General features: G+C 31.3%; 3 protein-coding genes. All 3 read left to right on the top strand.

Translation table 11 applies throughout. The annotated features are described in order from the left end of the window. A partial coding sequence (locus tag IAI56_RS16335; protein ID WP_239106913.1) for an endonuclease toxin domain-containing protein occupies nucleotides 1-924 on the top strand: 924 nt, incomplete at its 5' end. Between the two features lie 7 nt (nucleotides 925-931). Next, complete coding sequence (locus IAI56_RS15575; RefSeq protein WP_187658737.1) at nucleotides 932-1,378, top strand: hypothetical protein; 447 nt, start codon at nucleotides 932-934, stop codon at nucleotides 1,376-1,378. A 35-nt stretch (nucleotides 1,379-1,413) separates the two neighbouring features. Beyond that, nucleotides 1,414-1,905: a hypothetical protein gene (locus tag IAI56_RS15580; RefSeq protein WP_187658738.1), complete on the top strand. Its 492-nt coding sequence runs from the start codon at nucleotides 1,414-1,416 to the stop codon at nucleotides 1,903-1,905. Nucleotides 1,906-1,928 lie beyond the last annotated feature (23 nt).

Genomic DNA, 1,928 nt, shown 5'->3' on the forward strand with positions numbered 1-1,928 from the left:
AAGTATCGTTATCAGTCACAAGAGTTCCAAGATGAACTGGGGTTAAATATTTATTTCTTTAAATTCAGGATGTCAGACCCAGCTATAGGTCGGTTTTTGCAAATTGACCCATTGTCTCCAACTTATGCTTACAATTCTACTTATGCTTTTGCAGAAAATAATGTGACTAGTGGCATTGATATTGAAGGTTTGGAATTGTCTTTTCATTTAGATGGAAGTAGAGCAACAGCACAGTCTGGACCAAGAGTTACAGGAGGTGTAAATGGAAACTATACTTTACAGGAGTTAAGAAGTGAAATGTCCAAACGACAAGCAGAATATGACAGAGCAATGGGAATAGTCATGTCTAGTGATCCAAGGTCTTTGCCTAAATCTGATATACACCTTCCTTCTAGTGATATTCGTGTAGCTCGTCACAATGATCCAGGTATGATGATGGCAGATGGTGTACGTATTGGAGCTGAATTTATGGCTACAGATGTTGTGTTAGGAAAAGTTGCAAAAGGAATATCTGCACTAAGTAAAGGTGAGAGTGTTTGGAGTTTAAACTCTTTACAACGTGGTAGGATGATAGAAGAGTTACTAGGGGCAAATAGTTCTTGGGCTAGAAACTTTCCAACTATTGACAAAATAGAGAATGGTGTTGCAACTAGTATAAAGAGTATGGATTTAACAGCATCATCTTATCAAAAAGGGAATAGTGTATTTAATACTCTTAAAGGATATATAGATGACCTTGCTAGTTTTACAAATACTACTTGGGGAAATACAACAGTAACACAAGGTAAGGACTATACAAGCAAAGCTTTAGAATTAGCAGTACAAACAGGAAAGGGTTCAGAGTCACAGTGGAGTCAAATCCAACAAGCAATTAATTATGCTTTAGATAATGATATAAGTATAGTTTTACGTTTTATAGAATAGAAGACAAGTGATAAAATCAGTAATAGTTAAAAAATTTATTGCGAGTAACAAATATGTTATTCATCCTGAATTGATAGTAAAAGATAGTGGTTCTTTTGCAATACCTCCTTATGTAACAGAATATAATTTAAGTACAGAGGAACTATTAAATAAAATATTGTATGTTCTTGAATTTAGTAAAGAAACCACTAATCATATCCAAGACCCTAAAATAGGTTATCAAGAATATTTAAAAGCCATGGAGGTAAAAACAATGAAAGCTTTACATGATAATACCATTAATTTAAGTCTTTACGTAAGAGATGGTATTATTAATTTTATTCCTTCGGAAAATAAAGGTTCAAAGCTTGGTTTTGTTGGATTAGGATTAGATCAAAATATAGTTTTACCATTTAACTCATCAAGAGAAGAGCTATTAAAAGCATTGGAATTAGCATTATCGAAATGTAAATGATATTATATATGATTATATTTAAAAGAGATTAATTAATGGCATCATTATTAGAAGATATAAAAAAACAGTCAGAGTGGACGGTAAAAGCTTTTGAAGTAGATGGATATAAATTGGATTATAGTATTCATAGTTTAATTGAAATAGATCGTTTTTTTCAAAAGAATGTAGTTAATGGAAAACCCAAAAAAGGTGGTCGACTAATTAAAGATTTAGGAGGTATAATTTTTTCAATATCAAGTTATATAGCTGAAACAATTATACAAAACGTACCTAAATCAGAATTAATAACAAATGATGATGATCCAGATGGAGAAATTAATTTTACTGTTAAACTGCCAAATGGAGTATATTTTTTTCCTGCTCAAAGAGTGATGAAAAGATTTAAAAATGGTTTAGAGGATGCAATATATCCTTATGCTTACGAATTAACAAAACCATACGTTTTAAATATATTTGATCAAACATTTTGGGAAATAGGAAAAGAAATTGAAGTCAAGGAGAAATCAAAACCTTGGTGGAGATTTTAAAACCACACAAAAAAACCACTTCA

It is taken from the genome of Flavobacterium macrobrachii (assembly GCF_014486675.1).
In the GTDB taxonomy this organism is placed as follows: Bacteria; Bacteroidota; Bacteroidia; order Flavobacteriales; family Flavobacteriaceae; genus Flavobacterium; species Flavobacterium macrobrachii.